This window comes from Streptomyces laurentii, assembly GCF_040635425.1.
GTDB lineage: Bacteria > Actinomycetota > Actinomycetes > Streptomycetales > Streptomycetaceae > Streptomyces > Streptomyces laurentii.
In genome coordinates this window covers 33,037-49,335 of sequence record NZ_JBEYHT010000025.1, presented here as the reverse complement: position 1 = coordinate 49,335, position 16,299 = coordinate 33,037, and the positions used below count along the sequence as shown (strand labels likewise).

Sequence of the window (16,299 nt, the reverse complement as noted above, 5' to 3'; positions counted from 1 at the left end):
ATTACTCCTCGTCACTTCTCTTCTGCTTCGAGCCAGCCCATGGAGCGCTCTACGGCCTTGAGCCAGTTCTTGTACTCGCTGTCACGCTTGTCGGCGTCCATGCGAGGGGTCCACTCGGCGGCCCGGCGCCAGTTGGCGCGCAGCGCGTCGGTGTCGGGCCAGAAGCCGACGGCCAGGCCGGCGGCGTAGGCGGCGCCGAGGCAGGTGGTCTCGGCGACCATCGGGCGCACGACGGGGGCGTCCAGGAAGTCGGAGAGGGTCTGCATCAGCAGGTTGTTGGAGGTCATGCCGCCGTCGACCTTGAGGGCGGCCAGTTCGACGCCGGAGTCCTTGGTCATGGCGTCGGTGATCTCGCGGGTCTGCCAGGCGGTGGCCTCCAGGACGGCACGGGCGATGTGCGCCTTGGTGACGTACCGGGTGAGGCCGGCGATCACACCGCGGGCGTCGGAGCGCCAGTACGGGGCGAACAGACCGGAGAAGGCCGGCACGAAGTAGGCGCCGCCGTTGTCCTCGACGGAGGAGGCCAGGGTCTCGATCTCGGCGGCGGACTTGATGAGGCCCATCTGGTCGCGCATCCACTGGACGAGCGAGCCGGTGACGGCGATCGAGCCCTCCAGGGCGTAGACCGGCTTCTCCTCGCCGATCTGGTAGCCGACGGTGGTCAGCAGGCCGCTGTAGGAGTTGATGATCTTGTCGCCGGTGTTCATCAGCATGAACGTTCCGGTGCCGTACGTGGACTTGGCCTCGCCCTCGGCGAAGCAGGTCTGGCCGAACAGGGCGGCCTGCTGGTCGCCGAGCGCCGACGCCACCGGGACGCCGTCGAGGACGCCGCCCTTGACCGCGCCGTACACCTCGGCGGAGGAACGGATCTCGGGCAGCACGCCGGCCGGGATCTCCATCGACGCGAGGATGCGCTCGTCCCACGCCATCTCGTGCAGGTTCATCAGGAGGGTGCGCGAGGCGTTGGTGACGTCGGTGACGTGGACGCCGCCGTCGGTGCCGCCGGTCAGGTTCCAGATGACCCAGGAGTCCATGGTGCCGAAGAGGATCTCGCCGCGCTCGGCGCGCTCGCGCAGGCCCTCGACGTTGTCGAGCAGCCAGCGGACCTTCGGGCCGGAGAAGTACGAGGCGAGCGGCAGGCCGGTCTCGCGGCGGAAACGGTCCTGCCCGACGTTGCGACCGAGTTCCTTGCACAGGCCGTCGGTCCGGGTGTCCTGCCAGACGAGCGCGTTGTGGACCGGCTCACCGGTGTTCTTGTCCCACATCAGCGTGGTCTCGCGCTGGTTGGTGATGCCGATGGCCTTGACGTCGGCCGCGGTGATCCCGGCCTTGGCGATGGCGCCGGCGACGACCTCCTGGACATTGGCCCAGATCTCGTTGGCGTCGTGCTCGACCCAGCCCGGCTTCGGGAAGATCTGCTCGTGCTCCTTCTGGTCGACGGAGACGATCCGGCCGTCCTTGTCGAAGACGATGCAGCGCGACGAAGTGGTGCCCTGGTCGATGGCGGCGATGAACGGGCCCGCGCCGTGCGTGGTGGCGGCGGAGGTGGGGGCGTCGGTCACGGTGTACTCCAAGGGAAGTCTGGAAGAAGGACGGCTCAGGCGAACACGATGTTGTAGATACCCCCGCCGATGACGGCGCCGACGAGCGGACCGACGACCGGGACCCAGGCGTAGCCCCAGTCGGAGCCCCCCTTGTTGGGCAGCGGGAGGAGCGCGTGCACGATGCGCGGACCCAGGTCACGGGCCGGGTTGATGGCGTAACCGGTGGGGCCGCCGAGCGACAGGCCGATGGAGACCACGACGAACGCGGTGATGAGGGCGCCGAGCGGGCCGAGGCCCTTGCCGTCGTCGTTGAGGCCCTGGGTGAGCACGGCGAGGACCAGGACGACGGTGCCGATGATCTCGGTCGCGAGGTTCTGCCAGGGGACGCGGATCTCCGGGCCGGTCGAGAAGATGCCGAGCACCGGACCGGCGTTCGGCGCCGCGTGCTGGTCGACCATGCCTTCCTCGCGCGGGACCGAGACGATCGAGTCGTCCGTGAGGTGGGCCCGGAACTGGCCGTAGTACGCCACCCAGACGAGCGCCGCGCCGATCATCGCGCCGAGCAGCTGACCGGCGAGGTACACCGGCACGTTGCTCCAGTCGCTGTCCTTGATGGCTATCGCGACCGTGACTGCGGGGTTCAGATGGGCTCCGGAAAGGGAAGCGGTCATGTAGACGGCCGTCATGACGGCGAAGCCCCACCCGAAAGCGATCGCGAGCCAGCCCGCGCCTTGGGCCTTGGAGCTCTTGAGCGTGACGGCGGCGCACACGCCACCGCCGAGCAGGATGAGTACGGCGGTACCGAGGGTCTCGCCGATGAAGATGTCGGAGCTGGACACCCGCGACTCCTTTGTCCTTCGTCCAGGGGAAGGCGAACCACGGGTCACTCCGGTGGTCCGCGCCCTCGTGTGAGGGCGTTGGCCGGCCCTTGGCACTGTCCTACCTTAACGCGTATTGCCGTTAGCTGTTCGACAATGCCGACCGATGAACGGAAGTTTTGCGCCAGGGTTAACAGCACGTCAAGGGGCGTGAGCACCAAAAACCCGCCGATGACGCGATCGTTACCGGCGGGTTCAGTCGTGTTCGGGCAGAGGGGACGGCGAGGGAAGCGGAGGAAGTGCGTCCGGGGCGGTACGAGGGGGCGCGCGTCCGCCCGCGGGCTCAGAAGCGGCCGGCTCCCAGGTCCCGCGAGACCGCCCGGGCGCAGTCCCGTACCGCCGCCACCAGCTCCGAGCGCAGCTCGCCCTCGGCGCAGACCCGCTCCACGGCGCCCGTGATGGCCACCGCCCCCACCGGCATCCGCCGCCGGTCGTGGATCGGCGCGGCCACCGCGGCCACGCCCTCCCAGGTCTCCTCCACGTCCGCGGCCCAGCCGCGCGCCCGGGTGGTGTCGAGGAGCGTCTCGAAGTCCGCGAGACCCGTGACCGTGCGGGGCGTGAAGGAGTCCCGTACGCCCTCGACCGCCTCGCTGTGCGCCACCGGGTCGTACGCCGACAGGACCTTGCCGAGCGCGGTGGAGTGCAGCGGCTGCATGGCCCCCACCTCCAGCACCTGCCGGCTGTCGTCGGGGCGGAAGACGTGGTGCACGATCAGCACGCCCTGCTGGTGCAGCACCCCCAGGTGCACGCTCTCGCCGCTGGAGCGGGCCAGGTCGTCCGTCCAGACGAGGGCCCGCGCGCGCAGCTCGTGCACGTCCAGATAGCTGTTGCCGAGCCGCAGCAGCTCGGCGCCCAGCTGGTAGCGGCCCGAGGCGGCGTCCTGCTCCACGAAGCCCTCGGCCTGCAGGGTGCGCAGGATGCCGTGGGCGGTGCCCTTGGCGAGCCCGAGGGAGGAGGCGATGTCGGACAGGCCGAGCCGGCGCTCGCCGCCCGCGAGCAGTCGCAGCATCGCCGCAGCCCGTTCAAGCGACTGGATGTTCTTCGCCATCGCCCGGCCCTTCTTCTCATCTCTTGTTCGGTAATGCTGAACACTATCGGTCGATGCCGACCTTGCGTCACACCTGACAGTGTCGGACAAGAGCGGGCCGGACCGGGAGTCCCCGCACACAGGATGCAGTCCACCTGTTGGAACCCAGTGCCCACCCCGGCGTCCGCACGGCTACGCTGGGCCCGTGCGCGCTCCGCCGAGCACGCAAAGCCGACAGCCGTCGCATCCCAGGGAGCTCATTCCATGGCCTCGTCGCCGACCCCTTCCGCCGCATCCGCGACCGCCGCTCAGCGGGCCGACGCCCTCCGCGAGGCCCTCGCCTCCCGGGTCGTCGTCTCCGACGGCGCGATGGGCACCATGCTCCAGGCCCAGGACCCCTCCCTCGAGGACTTCCAGCAGCTCGAGGGATGCAACGAGATTCTGAACGCCTCCCGCCCGGACATCGTCCGCGCGGTCCACGACGCGTACCTCGAAGTCGGCACCGACTGCGTCGGCACCAACACCTTCAACTGCAACTTCTCCGCGCTCGGCGAGTACGACATCGCCCACCGCATCGAGGAACTCTCCGAGGCCGGCGCCCGCATCGCCCGCGAGGCCGCCGACGCGTTCACCGAGAAGACCGGGCGGCAGCGCTGGGTCCTCGGCTCCATGGGCCCCGGCACCAAGCTGCCGACCCTCGGCCACGTCGCGTACGGCACCATCCGCGACGCCTACCAGCAGAACGCCGAGGGCCTGCTGGCCGGCGGCGCCGACGCGCTGCTCGTCGAGACCACCCAGGACCTCCTGCAGACCAAGGCCGCGGTCATCGCGGCCCACCGGGCCATGGAGACCGCCGGCTACACCGTCCCGCTGATCTGCTCGGTCACCGTCGAGACGACCGGCACCATGCTGCTCGGCTCGGAGATCGGCGCGGCCCTGACGGCCCTGGAGCCGCTCGGCATCGACATGATCGGCATGAACTGCGCCACCGGCCCCGCCGAGATGAGCGAGCACCTGCGCTACCTCGCCCGGCACGCCGGCGTCGCGCTCTCCTGTATGCCGAACGCGGGACTGCCGGTGCTGACGAAGGACGGCGCGCACTACCCGCTGTCCCCGGCGGAGCTGGCCGACGCCCACGAGACCTTCGTGGCCGAGTACGGCCTCAGCCTGGTGGGCGGCTGCTGCGGTACGACCCCAGAGCACCTGCGCCAGGTCGTGGAGCGGGTCCAGGGCGTCGTCCCGCCGGTCCGCGAGCCGCACCCGGAGCCGGGCGCCGCGTCCCTCTACCAGACCGTGCCGTTCCGGCAGGACACCGCGTACCTCGCCATCGGCGAGCGCACCAACGCCAACGGATCGAAGAAGTTCCGCGAGGCCATGCTGGAGGGCCGCTGGGACGACTGCGTCGAGATGGCCCGCGACCAGATCCGCGAGGGCGCGCACATGCTCGACCTCTGCGTCGACTACGTCGGCCGCGACGGCGTCGCCGACATGAACGAACTGGCCGGACGCTTCGCCACCGCCTCCACGCTGCCGATCGTCCTCGACTCCACCGAGGTCGACGTCCTCCAGGCCGGCCTGGAGAAGCTGGGCGGGCGCGCCGTCATCAACTCCGTCAACTACGAGGACGGCGACGGCCCCGAGTCCCGCTTCGCCAAGGTCACCCGGCTCGCCCGGCAGCACGGCGCGGCGCTGATCGCGCTGACCATCGACGAGAACGGCCAGGCCCGCACGGTCGAGCACAAGGTCGCCATCGCCGAGCGGCTGATCGACGACCTGACCGGCAACTGGGGCATCCGCGAGTCGGACATCCTCATCGACACCCTGACCTTCACCATCTGCACCGGTCAGGAGGAGTCGCGCAAGGACGGCATCGCCACGATCGAGGCGATCCGCGAGCTGAAGCGCCGCCACCCCGACGTCCAGACCACCCTCGGTCTGTCCAACATCTCCTTCGGCCTCAACCCGGCCGCCCGCATCCTGCTCAACTCCGTCTTCCTCGACGAGTGCGTGAAGGCGGGCCTGGACTCGGCCATCGTGCACGCCTCCAAGATCCTGCCGATCGCCCGCTTCGACGAGGAGCAGGTGCGCACCGCCCTCGACCTCGTCTACGACCGGCGCGCCGAGGGCTACGACCCGCTGCAGAAGCTGATGGCCCTGTTCGAGGGCGCCACGGCGAAGTCGCTGAAGGCCGGCAAGGCGGAGGAGCTGGCCGCGCTGCCGCTGGAGGAGCGGCTGAAACGGCGGATCATCGACGGCGAGAAGAACGGCCTGGAGGCCGACCTCGACGCCGCCCTGGAGTCGCGGCCCGCGCTCGACATCGTCAACGACACGCTGCTCGACGGCATGAAGACCGTCGGCGAGCTCTTCGGCTCCGGCCAGATGCAGCTGCCGTTCGTGCTCCAGTCCGCCGAGGTCATGAAGACCGCGGTCGCGCACCTCGAACCCCACATGGAGAAGTCGGACGCCGACGGCAAGGGCACCATCGTCCTCGCCACCGTGCGCGGCGACGTCCACGACATCGGCAAGAACCTCGTCGACATCATCCTCTCCAACAACGGCTACAACGTCGTCAACCTGGGGATCAAGCAACCCGTCTCCGCGATCCTGGAAGCCGCCGAGGAGCACCGGGCCGACGTCATCGGCATGTCCGGTCTCCTGGTGAAGTCCACCGTGATCATGAAGGAGAACCTGGAGGAGCTCAACCAGCGCGAGCTCGCCGCGAAGTACCCCGTGATCCTCGGCGGCGCCGCCCTCACCCGGGCCTATGTCGAACAGGACCTGCACGAGATCTACCAGGGCGAGGTCCGCTACGCCCGCGACGCCTTCGAGGGCCTGCGCCTCATGGACGCCCTCGTCGCCGTCAAGCGCGGGGTGCCGGGCGCCGTACTGCCCGAGCTGAAGCAGCGCCGCGTCCGGCCGAACGCCGCGGCCCTCCAGGTCGACGAGCCCGAGCCGGGCGGCCGCTCGGACGTCGCCACCGACAACCCCGTACCCACCCCGCCGTTCTGGGGCACCCGCGTCGTCAAGGGCATCCCGCTCAAGGACTACGCGTCCTGGCTCGACGAGGGCGCCCTGTTCAAGGGCCAGTGGGGCCTCAAGCAGAACCGGGCCGGCGACGGGCCGTCGTACGAGGAACTGGTCGAGACCGAGGGCCGGCCGCGGCTGCGCGGCTTGTTGGACCGGCTGCAGACCGACAACCTGCTGGAGGCGGCCGTCGTCCACGGCTACTTCCCCTGCGTCTCCAAGGGCGACGACCTGATCGTCCTCGACGAGGACGGCAACGAGCGGACCCGCTTCACCTTCCCGCGCCAGCGCCGCGGCCGCCGCCTCTGCCTCGCCGACTTCTTCCGCCCGGAGGAGTCCGGCGAGACCGACGTCGTCGGCTTCCAGGTCGTCACCGTCGGCTCGCGGATCGGCGAGGCCACGGCCGAGCTCTTCGCCTCCGACTCCTACCGCGACTACCTGGAACTGCACGGTCTGTCCGTGCAACTCGCCGAGGCCCTCGCCGAGTACTGGCACGCGCGCGTGCGCGGCGAGCTGGGCTTCGCCGGCGAGGACCCGGCCGACGTCCAGGGCATGTTCGACCTCAAGTACCGCGGCGCCCGCTTCTCCCTCGGCTACGGCGCCTGCCCGGACCTGGAGGACCGGGCGAAGATCGCCGAGCTGCTCCGGCCCGAGCGGATCGGCGTGCACCTCTCGGAGGAGTTCCAGCTCCACCCCGAACAGTCCACCGACGCCCTCGTCATCCATCACCCTGAGGCGAAGTACTTCAACGCTCGGTAACCGCACCGGCGGTATTCCGCTGCGTCCGAGGGGCCGGCGACGTACACTTGTCGGTCCAGTGCAGGCCGGTCTCCTTCCCCCCCCGTACCGGGGAGGGCGACCGGCCTCTTCGTCTCTCCATGGAGGTGTGCCGGATGACCAGCACGGTCCCCGCGTCCTTGATCCGTGCCAACGGCAGCCCCGCCCTGCAGGCGGTCTTCCTCGACATGGACGGCACCCTCGTCGACACCGAGGGCTTCTGGTGGGACGCGGAGGTGGAGGTCTTCGCCGACCTCGGACACCGGCTCGACGAGGCGTGGCGGGAGATCGTCGTCGGCGGTCCGATGACCCGCAGCGCGGGCTACCTCATCGAGGCGACCGGCGCGGACATCACCCTCGACGAGCTGTCGGTGCTGCTCAACGAGCGCTTCGAGCAGCGCATCGACCGGGGCGTCCCGCTGATGCCGGGCGCCGAGCGGCTGCTCGCCGAGCTGGCCCGGCACGACATCCCGACCGCCCTGGTCTCCGCCTCGCACCGCCGGATCATCGACAAGGTGCTGGCCTCGCTGGGCCGCGACCGGTTCGCGCTGACCGTGGCGGGCGACGAGGTGGCCCGTACGAAGCCGCATCCGGAGCCGTATCTGACCGCCGCGCGCGGGGTGGGCGCCGATCCGCTGCGCTGCGCGGTCGTCGAGGACACCGCCACCGGGGTCGCGGCCGCCGAGGCCGCGGGCTGCCGGGTGGTCGTGGTGCCGTCGGTGGCGTCGATCCTCCCCTCGCCGGGCCGGGTCGTCGTGGGCTCCCTCGAAGAGGTCGACGTGCCGTTCCTGCGCACCCTCGTCGCCGGGGCACACCGGAACTGACGGGGTCGGGAACCGGCCAGAGCGGACGGAACCGTCCCGGCCGCCCCGGACCGGCAAGGGCCGCCGCGAATAGCGCGCTCTCCCGGAACACGGAATTTGAGCTTTATTTGAGGTTGGATAGCGGAGGGCTCATTCCGGTTCGCATCCTTCCCTTTGTGCCGTAATCCCAGGGCCATCCGGCCCCAGGTCTCACGTGACCTTGGTCACCCAGAGTGCCCGGTGGCGGATGGCCTTCGCGCGCCCGGCGCCCGGAATTTGGTGATTACTTCACCCCCATGTGTCCCGATTCGATCAATACCGCACGGATCGTGACGGCGCATGAATATCGCGAGCTGTGTATCCGCTATCACCGTGCGATTACTCCCGGGTCGCTCCCCGCCCGGTAATGACGGGCGTGGCCCACTAATCTTTCGCGAGTACTCCGCCTCGCATTCCGAGTGCTCCGGCGCCCACCCAAGTCGCCGCGTACACGGGACCGATCGAGCCCGGACGGGCCGTTCGACCCCGCCCCGACCGGGCGTCCGGCGGAGTGACCGAAAGCCGCTGTACCACCGCCGGCCGTCACCCCGTGCCGGATGAGGAGAACGTCCCGATGAACCGCAAGACCCTGGTGCTGCCGCTCACGGCCGCACTGCTCACGCCCCTGCTCGCCGGCTGCGGTGGTGGGAACGAGAGCAGAGCCATCGTGGTCGGCACCACGGACCAGTTCGTCGCCACCACGGACGCGCCCGCCCCCCTGGACCCGGCCTTCGCGTACGACACCGGCACCTGGAACGTCCTGCGCCAGACCGTCCAGACCCTCATGCACGTCCCGCGCGGCAGCGGACTGCCCGTCCCGGAGGCCGCCGAGAACTGCGGCTTCTCCGACAAGGAGAGCGAGAGCTACCGCTGCGAGCTCCGCGAGGGCCTCACCTTCGCCGACGGCACCCCCATGACCGCCGAGGACGTCAAGTTCTCCATCGAGCGCGTCCTCGCCATCAAGTCGGACAACGGCACCGCCGCCCTCCTCTCGGACATCGACACCATCGAGACCAAGGGCGAGCGCGAGGTCGTCTTCCACCTCAAGGCGCCCGACGCGACCTTCCCGTACAAGCTCTCCACCCCCGTCGCCGGCATCCTCAGCAAGGACAAGTACGACGGGACGAAGCTGCGCGAGGGCTTCGAGGTCGACGGCTCCGGCCCGTACACGATGAAGACGGAGACCTCCGGCGACCGGGTGACGAAGTTCGTCTTCACCAAGAACGCCCAGTACAAGGGCGACATCACCCTGCGCAACGACAAGGTCGAACTGCGCCCCTTCGACAACGCCTCCACCATGGACAAGGCGCTGCGCGACGACGACATCGACATGGCCGCCCGCGCCATGTCGCAGGCGCAGATCAAGGAGCACACCGACAAGCCGCAGGACGGCATCGACCTCACCGAGGTCCCCGGCCTGGAGATCCGTTACCTCGCCTTCAACACCAAGGCCCCCGCCGTCGAGGACAAGGCCGTCCGGCAGGCCATGGCCGCCGTCATCGACCGCGGCGCCCTCGTCAGCAAGGTGTACGGCCCTACCGCCGAGCCGCTCTACTCGCTGATCCCCTCCAGCGTCACCGGCCACGCCACCTCGTTCATCGACACCTACGGCGAGCCGGATCCCGCGCGGGCCGCCAAGCTCCTGCGCGAGGCGGGCGTGAAGACCCCGGTCAGGACAACCCTCGACTACACCACCGACCACTACGGCGCCGAGACCGCCGAGGAGTTCGAGGCGCTGCGCGACCAGCTCAACGCCACCAAGCTCTTCGACGTGCAGATCAAGGGCACCGAGTGGGCCGAGTTCCGCCCGGCCCAGAAGCGCGGCGACTACGCCGTCTACGGCCTCGGCTGGTTCCCCGACTACCCGGACCCGGACAACTACGTCGCCCCCTTCCTCGACAGCGACAACTTCCTCAACACCCCCTACGTCAACCAGTCCGTCCGTGACCAGTTGATCCCGCAGTCGCGCCGCCAGGCCGACCGTGCCGCCGCGACCCCGGTCTTCGACCAGATCCAGAAGATCGTCGCCAAGGACGTACCCGTCCTGCCGCTGTGGCAGGGCAAGCAGTACGTCGCCGCCCGCGACGACCTGACGGGCGTCGAATGGTCGCTGAACACCTCCTCCGACCTGCTCCTGTGGGAGCTGGGCCGCGGCAACGCCTGACCCCTTCGTTGTACCGGCCGCGCACTGCCCGCGCGGCCGGCCTGGCAAGAGATCAAGAGGCAAGTTCTGTGAAGGCATCCAACAAGTGGCTGACCGCCCCGCTCGCCGCGGGCCTGGCCGCCACCCTGCTCAGTGGCTGTGGCACCGAGCAGGGCGGTGACTCGGGAAGCTCCGAGGACACCGTACGCATCGGCATGTCGGACGAGATCCTGGCGATCGACCCCGCCGCCGGCTACGACCCCGGCTCCTGGATCCTGTTCAACAACGTCTTCCAGACCCTTGTCGCCTTCCCGAACGGCGGATCGCGGCCCGCCCCCGAGGCCGCGCAACAGTGCGGCTTCTCGGCGGGCAGCACCGTCTACACCTGCACGCTCCGCGACGGCCTCACGTTCTCCAACGGCAACCCGCTCACCTCCGAGGACGTCAAGTTCTCCTTCGAGCGCACCCTGAAGATCGACGACCCGTCCGGCCCGGCCTCGCTCCTGTCGAGCATCGACACCATCGAGACCCCCGACCCCCAGACCGTGGTCTTCCGGCTCAAGGTTCCCGACGCCACCTTCCCCAGCAAGATCGCCTCCGGCGCCGGCTCCATCGTCGACCACCGCGAGTACCCCGCCGACGCCCTGCGCACCGACGGCAAGGCCGTCGGCTCCGGCCCGTACAAGCTCGACTCCTTCGGCGAGACCGCCGCCGTCTTCTCCGCCAACACCGGCTACCACGGCACGTTCAAGCGCAAGAACGAGGGCGTCACCCTCAAGCTCTTCCGCGGCGACCGCAAGGCCCTCGCCAAGGCTCTGACCGGCGGCGACCTCGACGTGGCCTACCGAGGACTCTCCGACGACGACATCGTCAGCATCGAGAACTCCTCCGGCACCGGCCAGGGCATCGAGGTCGTCCAGGGCACCAGCGCCGAGGTCCAGCACCTCGTCTTCAACACGGACGACCCGGTCGTCGGCAAGCTCGGCGTCCGCCAGGCCATCGCCCACCTCGTCGACCGCGAGGCGCTCGTCCAGAACGTCTACAAGTCGACCGCCACGCCGCTCTACTCCATCGTCCCGGCGGGCATCGCGGGCCACAACACCGCCTTCTACGACACCTACGGCAGCCCCGACCGCGCCAAGGCCGAGAAGGCCCTGCGCGCCGCCGGCATCACGGACAAGGTCAAGCTCACCCTCTGGTCCACCCCCAGCCGCTACGGCCCGGCCACCGACCAGGAGCTCAAGGCGATAGCCGAGCAGCTCAACGCCAGCGGCCTGTTCGAGGCCGATGTCGAGTCCGTCGAGTTCGGCCAGTACGAGAAGGACATCGCGGCCGGCAAGTACGGCGTCTACGTCAAGGGCTGGGTCCCCGACTACGCCGACGCCGACAACTTCACCGCCCCCTTCTTCGGCGAGGGCAACGTCGCCGGCAGCCCCTACGAGAACGCCACCATCACCGGCCGCCTCCTGCCGAGGACCGCCGGCTCCGCCGACCGCGGCGCCGCCTCCGCCGACTTCGGCCGCATCCAGGACATCGTCGCCGACGAGGTGCCCTTCCTGCCGCTGTGGCAGGGCAAGCAGTACGCCGTCGCCCGCGAGGTCGTCACCGGCCTCGAATGGACCCTCGACGCCAACGCCGTCTTCCGCTTCTGGGAGATCAAGGCCGACTGACGCCGGTCGCCGCCCGGACGGGACACGGGTGAGGGCCCGGCGCGTACCCACGCGCCGGGCCCTCACCCGTACCGAAACCAGCCGATCCTTCGCCGTCACTGCGCTCCCGGGCGCACCAGACCGCTCTCGTACGCGTACACCGCCGCCTGCACCCGGTCGCGCAGGCCCAGCTTCGTCAGCACATGACCCACATGCGTCTTCACCGTCGTCTCGCTGACGAACAGATCCGCCGCGATCTCCGCGTTCGACAAACCGCGCGCCACCAGCTTCAGCACCTCGACCTCGCGGTCCGTCAGCCTGCTCAGCGTGTCCGGCACCTGCTCCTCGCCCGACGGCAGATGCGCCGAGTACTTGTCGAGCAGCCGCCGCGTGATAGACGGCGCCAGCATCGCCTCGCCCGCCGCCACCACCCGGATCGCCTGCACCAGCTCGTGCGCCGGCGCGTCCTTCAACAGGAAGCCGCTGGCCCCCGCCTTCAGCGCCTCCACCACGTACTCGTCCAGATCGAACGTGGTCAGCACCAGCACCTTCGCCGGACCGTCCCGGCCCGGACCCGTGATCTGCCGGGTCGCCTCCACCCCGTCCATCCGCGGCATCCGGATGTCCATGAGCACCACATCGGGCTGCAACGCCCGCACCTGGTCCAGGGCCTGCAGACCGTCACCGGCCTCACCGACCACCGCGATGTCCTGCTCCGCCTCCAGGATCATCCGGAAACCGGTACGCAGCAGCGGCTGGTCGTCGACCAGTAGGACGCGGATCGCCACGGGCAACTCCTCGAGACATCAGGGGGCAGGCGGAACGGCGTCCATTCTGCCCTGCCCCGATTCGCCCGACTCCGCCGGGCGCTCCGGCACCACCGGCAGCGGATACACCGGGGGAGTCCCCCCGAACTCCGGACACACCGCCTGGTGGTCACACCAGCCGCACAGCTTCGTCGGCCGAGGCCGCCAGTCACCCGTACGGGTCGCCAGCGCGATCGCCTCCCACAGCGCCAGCAGCTTCCGCTCCACCCGCAGCAGATCCGCCTCCACCGGGTCGTACGTCAGCACGTCCCCGCTGCCCAGGTACACCAGCTGCAACCGGCGCGGCACCACGTTCTTCAGCCGCCACACCACAAGGGCGTAGAACTTCATCTGGAACAGGGCGCCCTCGCTGTACTCCGGCCGCGGCGCCTTCCCCGTCTTGTAGTCGACGATCCGCACCTCGCCCGTCGGCGCCACGTCGACCCGGTCGATCACCCCGCGCAGCCGCAGCCCCGACGCCAGCTCCGTCTCCACGAACAGCTCGCGCTCCGCCGGTTCGAGCCGCGTCGGATCCTCCAGCGTGAACCACCGGTCGACCAGCGCCTCCGCCTGCGTCAGCCACTCGGCCAGCCGCTCGCCCTCCGGGTCCTCCGCGAACAGCTCCGCCAGCTCCGGACGCGACTCCAGCAGCCGGTCCCACTGCCCCGGCACCAGCGACTTCGCCCGCGGCGCCGTCCGCTCCACCGCCGGCGCGTCGAACAGCCGCTCAAGCACCGCGTGCACCAGCGTGCCCCGGGTCGCCGCCGCGCTCGGCTTCTCCGGCAGCCGGTCGATCACCCGGAACCGGTACAGCAGCGGACACTGCATGAAATCGCTCGCCCGCGACGGGGACAACGACGTGGGCGTCCGGGGCCCCGGCGCCGACCGGGACACCGGAACATCCGCCGGCTGCTGTTCGCTCGTACTCATGACACAGACCCTACGACCCGCCACCGACAGCGAGCGGAATACCATCGACTCAGGACCCCGTCGCACTGCATGATCGAAACGTGACCGCGGGACGTGACGCGGGCCGAGCAGCTCGGCGACGAAAGGAACCCGTGAACCAGGACGAGTCCAAGCCGCAGCGGACCGAGGAGCCGGGCGGCGGCATCCTCATGGGCCGGCCTTTCGGCGTGCCCGTCTACGTCGCGCCCAGCTGGTTCCTGGTCGCCGCCCTCATCACCTGGGTCTTCGGCGACCAGATCGAACGCGTCCTGCCCGAGCTCGGCGCCGCCCGCTACCTCGTCTCCCTCTTCTTCGCGATCGCCTTCTACGCGTCCGTGCTCGTCCACGAACTGGCCCACACCCTCGCCGCGCTCCGCTTCAAACTCCCGGTGCGCCGCATCCAGCTCCAGTTCTTCGGCGGCGTCTCCGAGATCGACAAGGAGACCGAGACCCCCGGCCGCGAATTCGTCCTCGCCTTCGTCGGCCCGCTGCTCTCCCTCGTCCTCGCCGGGATCTTCTACCTGACGATGTACGCCGTCGAACCCGGCACCGTCCCCGGCGTCCTGCTCGGCGGACTGATGATCTCCAACCTCATCGTGGCGATCTTCAACCTGCTGCCCGGCCTCCCCCTCGACGGCGGCCGCATGCTCCGCGCCGTCGTCTGGAAGATCACCGGCAACGCCATGAGCGGCACCGTCGCCGCCGCCTGGGTCGGCCGCGCCCTCGCCCTCGCCGTCCTCATCGGCCTGCCCCTGCTCACCCAGAGCGGCCTCGCCGGCAACAACACCGAGGACATCTCCGGCTTCACCACCGTCACCGACGCCCTGCTCGCCGCGATCCTCGCCGCGATCATCTGGACCGGCGCCGGCAACAGCCTCCGCATGGCCCGGCTGCGCGAACACCTCCCCGAACTCCGCGCCCGCACCCTCACCCGGCGCGCCATCCCCGTCGAATCCGCCACCCCGCTCTCCGAGGCCCTGCGCCGCGCCAACGAAGCCGGCGCCCGCGCCCTCGTCGTCGTCGACGGCCACGGAACCCCCACCGGCATCGTCCGCGAGACCGCCATCGCCGGCATCCCCCAGCACCGCCGCCCCTGGGTCGCCGTCAGCGCCCTCACCCAGGACCTCGCCGACGGCATGAAGGTCCCCGCCGACCTCACCGGCCAGCCCCTCCTCGACCACCTCCGCGCCAGCCCCGCCACCGAATACCTCGTCGTCGAGGAAAGCGGCGAGATCTACGGCGTCCTGTCCACGGCCGACGTGGAGAACGCCTTCGTGAAGGCCATGGCCCGGCCGACTGCTTGATTTGTGCCTCGGTTCTCCTCCGGGGTGCTTTAGTCGGACTCACAGCACCGATCGTGCTCGGTCCCTCGTTCCTCGGGACCTGCGCGCGTTCGGCACTGTTCCCCCGACGCACCCCTTCGGCTCACTCGGCCGTCGAGGCGAGCCAGCACGCGAGCGCGACGGCAGGGGGCACCCCGCACCTATAGGTGCCCTGGGGGCATATGCCATTCCAGGGGGTCGTGACGCGGCAAGGGGCCCGGCGCGCCCTTGATAAGCTGCTCACATGTCCGAACCGACCGGTGCCGCCCGCCGTCGCGGGCCCTTCAAGGTCGGGGACCAGGTCCAGCTCACCGACCCCAAGGGACGCCACTACACCTTCACGCTCGAAGCCGGGAAGAATTTCCACACCCATAAGGGTTCCTTCCCCCATGACGAGCTGATCGGTGCTCCCGAGGGCAGTGTTGTCCGTACCACGGGAAACGTCGCCTACCTCGCGCTGCGCCCCCTGCTCCCCGACTACGTCCTGTCCATGCCCCGCGGCGCCGCCGTGGTCTACCCCAAGGACGCGGGGCAGATCCTGGCCTTCGCCGACATCTTCCCCGGCGCCCGTGTCGTCGAGGCGGGTGTGGGCTCCGGCTCACTCAGCTCCTTCCTGCTGCGCGCCATCGGTGACAGCGGCATGCTGCACTCCTACGAGCGCCGCGAGGACTTCGCCGAGATCGCCAAGGGCAACGTCGAGCGCTACTTCGGCGGCCCGCACCCCGCGTGGCAGCTGACCGTCGGCGACCTCCAGGACAATCTGTCCGACACCGACGTCGACCGTGTCATCCTCGACATGCTCGCCCCCTGGGAGTGCCTGGAGGCCGTCTCCAAGGCCCTCGTCCCCGGCGGCATCCTCTGCTGCTACGTGGCCACCACCACGCAGCTCGCCCGCACCGTGGAGTCCATCCGCGAGTTCGGCTGCTACGCCGAGCCGCAGCCCTGGGAATCCATGATCCGCAACTGGCACGTCGAGGGCCTGGCCGTCCGCCCGGACCACCGGATGATCGGCCACACCGGCTTCCTCGTCACGGCCCGCCGTCTCGCGGACGGCGTGGAGCCCCCGATGCGCCGCCGCCGCCCCGCCAAGGGCGCCTACGGCGAGGACTACGAGGGCCCCAACAAGGGCTGACCCTCGTCAGTCAGGGGGCAAGAACCCCCGCAACACACGTGTGCCGCCGCCGAGTTCCCGCCCCACAGGCCGGAAGTCGACGGCGGCACCCTCATGTTCACGCCTTTCGCGCCCGCACATTCCCTTCGGCCCGCGTCCCCGGCCGTACGGCCACGGTCCACCCCGGCTGTTCCGCCGGCCTGTGACGTGTGGCACGATGCCGTTCCA

General features: G+C 70.0%; 11 protein-coding genes. 6 read left to right on the top strand and 5 right to left on the bottom strand.

Going from position 1 to position 16,299, the window contains the following annotated elements; translation table 11 throughout:
- Positions 1–11 precede the first annotated feature (11 nt).
- The 3 genes from glpK to ABZ693_RS17745 all read right to left on the bottom strand — a co-directional run bounded on the left by glpK (position 12) and on the right by ABZ693_RS17745 (position 3,470).
- A complete protein-coding gene (gene glpK / locus ABZ693_RS17755; RefSeq protein WP_359877720.1) occupies positions 12–1,562 on the bottom strand; it encodes a glycerol kinase GlpK in 1,551 nt (516 codons plus the stop codon).
- Positions 1,563–1,597: 35 nt separating this feature from the next.
- Positions 1,598–2,383, bottom strand: coding sequence for an MIP/aquaporin family protein (locus ABZ693_RS17750; RefSeq protein WP_359877717.1), 786 nt, complete (start codon positions 2,381–2,383; stop codon positions 1,598–1,600).
- Positions 2,384–2,705: 322 nt separating this feature from the next.
- Positions 2,706–3,470 carry an IclR family transcriptional regulator gene (locus ABZ693_RS17745; protein ID WP_359877714.1) on the bottom strand — a complete coding sequence of 255 codons (765 nt, stop codon included), beginning with the start codon at positions 3,468–3,470 and terminating at the stop codon, positions 2,706–2,708.
- A gap of 243 nt (positions 3,471–3,713) precedes the next feature.
- On the opposite strand from ABZ693_RS17745, the gene metH reads away from it, so the two are divergent.
- The 4 genes from metH to ABZ693_RS17725 all read left to right on the top strand — a co-directional run bounded on the left by metH (position 3,714) and on the right by ABZ693_RS17725 (position 11,905).
- Entirely contained in the window at positions 3,714–7,232 is a 3,519-nt protein-coding gene (gene metH, locus ABZ693_RS17740) for a methionine synthase (RefSeq protein ID WP_359877712.1), read from the top strand.
- Between the two features lie 134 nt (positions 7,233–7,366).
- Positions 7,367–8,074, top strand: a complete 708-nt coding sequence (locus tag ABZ693_RS17735; RefSeq protein WP_359877709.1) for an HAD family hydrolase — start codon at positions 7,367–7,369, stop codon at positions 8,072–8,074.
- Positions 8,075–8,666: 592 nt separating this feature from the next.
- Positions 8,667–10,256, top strand: a complete 1,590-nt coding sequence (locus ABZ693_RS17730; protein WP_359877706.1) for an ABC transporter substrate-binding protein — start codon at positions 8,667–8,669, stop codon at positions 10,254–10,256.
- Between the two features lie 68 nt (positions 10,257–10,324).
- Entirely contained in the window at positions 10,325–11,905 is a 1,581-nt protein-coding gene (locus ABZ693_RS17725; RefSeq protein ID WP_359877703.1) for an ABC transporter substrate-binding protein, read from the top strand.
- Positions 11,906–12,000: 95 nt separating this feature from the next.
- On the opposite strand, the gene ABZ693_RS17720 is transcribed toward ABZ693_RS17725, so the two are convergent.
- Both ABZ693_RS17720 and ABZ693_RS17715 read right to left on the bottom strand, forming a co-directional pair.
- The gene (locus ABZ693_RS17720) at positions 12,001–12,672 is read right to left on the bottom strand and encodes a response regulator (RefSeq protein WP_359877701.1); all 672 of its coding nucleotides are present in this window, start codon (positions 12,670–12,672) and stop codon (positions 12,001–12,003) included.
- 18 nt (positions 12,673–12,690) lie between these two features.
- Positions 12,691–13,620 carry a RecB family exonuclease gene (locus ABZ693_RS17715; RefSeq protein ID WP_381671791.1) on the bottom strand — a complete coding sequence of 310 codons (930 nt, stop codon included), beginning with the start codon at positions 13,618–13,620 and terminating at the stop codon, positions 12,691–12,693.
- Positions 13,621–13,808: 188 nt separating this feature from the next.
- Here ABZ693_RS17715 and ABZ693_RS17710 point away from each other — a divergent pair, with 188 nt between their 5' ends.
- Entirely contained in the window at positions 13,809–14,942 is a 1,134-nt protein-coding gene (locus ABZ693_RS17710; protein ID WP_359877848.1) for a site-2 protease family protein, read from the top strand.
- A gap of 262 nt (positions 14,943–15,204) precedes the next feature.
- The gene (locus ABZ693_RS17705; protein WP_019884997.1) at positions 15,205–16,092 is read left to right on the top strand and encodes a tRNA (adenine-N1)-methyltransferase; all 888 of its coding nucleotides are present in this window, start codon (positions 15,205–15,207) and stop codon (positions 16,090–16,092) included.
- The last annotated feature ends 207 nt before the right edge of the window (positions 16,093–16,299 follow it).

Excerpts from the sequence above, each read along its gene's own strand:
- metH (WP_359877712.1), top strand. The coding sequence starts at position 3,714 with ATGGCCTCGTCGCCGACCCCTTCCGCCGCATCCGCGACCGCCGCTCAG.
- ABZ693_RS17710 (WP_359877848.1), top strand. The coding sequence starts at position 13,809 with ATGGGCCGGCCTTTCGGCGTGCCCGTCTACGTCGCGCCCAGCTGGTTC.
- ABZ693_RS17705 (WP_019884997.1), top strand. The coding sequence starts at position 15,205 with ATGTCCGAACCGACCGGTGCCGCCCGCCGTCGCGGGCCCTTCAAGGTC.
- ABZ693_RS17735 (WP_359877709.1), top strand. The coding sequence starts at position 7,367 with ATGACCAGCACGGTCCCCGCGTCCTTGATCCGTGCCAACGGCAGCCCC.
- ABZ693_RS17715 (WP_381671791.1), bottom strand. The coding sequence starts at position 13,620 with ATGAGTACGAGCGAACAGCAGCCGGCGGATGTTCCGGTGTCCCGGTCG.
- ABZ693_RS17730 (WP_359877706.1), top strand. The coding sequence starts at position 8,667 with ATGAACCGCAAGACCCTGGTGCTGCCGCTCACGGCCGCACTGCTCACG.
- ABZ693_RS17745 (WP_359877714.1), bottom strand. The coding sequence starts at position 3,470 with ATGGCGAAGAACATCCAGTCGCTTGAACGGGCTGCGGCGATGCTGCGA.